The 930-nt window shown below is 39.7% G+C and carries 1 protein-coding gene; it reads left to right on the forward strand.

All coding sequences use genetic code 11. The annotated features are described in order from the left end of the window. On the forward strand, positions 1-930 hold a 930-nt coding region (locus ACFIK0_RS09270), incomplete at both ends, for an ABC transporter substrate-binding protein (RefSeq protein WP_375663893.1).

Genomic DNA, 930 nt, shown 5'->3' on the forward strand with positions numbered 1-930 from the left:
TTGTCAAATTGAAGATGGGTAATGCGGCAATTTTTAATGAATATGGAATTGTAGAACAAAATGTTGATGATGCTTTGCAAGCTCCTGATAAGAAAACAGTTGTGATGAAATTTGATAAACCTTATCCAGCAGAACTTATTCTTAATAATATTGTTGCGAGTCGTGCAACAGCTTTGCTTGATCGTAAGACGATTATGAAACACGAAAAAGATGGTGATTTGGGAAATCAGTATTTGAAGAGTCATGCTGCTTGTGTTGGTCCTTATCAGTTAAAAAGTTGGCGCCCTGGAGAAGCTCTTTTGTTGCGTGCAAGCTCTCACTATTGGGGACAAGCGCCTAAACTGAAGCAGATTTTAATTCGCCATGTTGCAGAGCCCGGAACACAACGCTTGTTGTTGCAAAAACATGATATTGATGTTGCTCGTAATTTGACACCTGAAGATCTTGCAGATCTGCAAAAAACAACAGATGTTAAAATCAAGGAAGTGTTAGAACCATCCATGATGTACTGGGGATTCAATATGACAAATCCCATTTTTGCTAAGGAAAAAGTACGCTTGGCGATGCGTTATCTTATAGATTATGAAGGTCTTGGCAAGAAGCTTCTTAAAGGGATTGGTGTTCCACGGGCCAGTTTTATTCCTCTTGGTAATCTTGGAGCTTTGGATGAAAAAGAGGGGCAACCCTTTAAGCTTGATATTCAAAAAGCAAAACAGCTTTTAGCAGAGGCCGGTTATCCGAACGGATTTGAGGCAAATTTTATTGTCTCAAACACTCCTTATACTTTGTTACTTGCTCAATCACTTCAAGATAGTGCTGCACAGGCGGGCGTGCGTCTTAAAATTGAACGTGTAGCAGGTACACAGTTGTTTTCAAAAGTGAATGCACGGGCTTTTGATACGGCTTTTATCGGATGGAATAATGATTCTG

The organism is Bartonella sp. CL63NXGY, assembly GCF_042194905.1.
In the GTDB taxonomy this organism is placed as follows: domain Bacteria; phylum Pseudomonadota; class Alphaproteobacteria; order Rhizobiales; family Rhizobiaceae; genus Bartonella.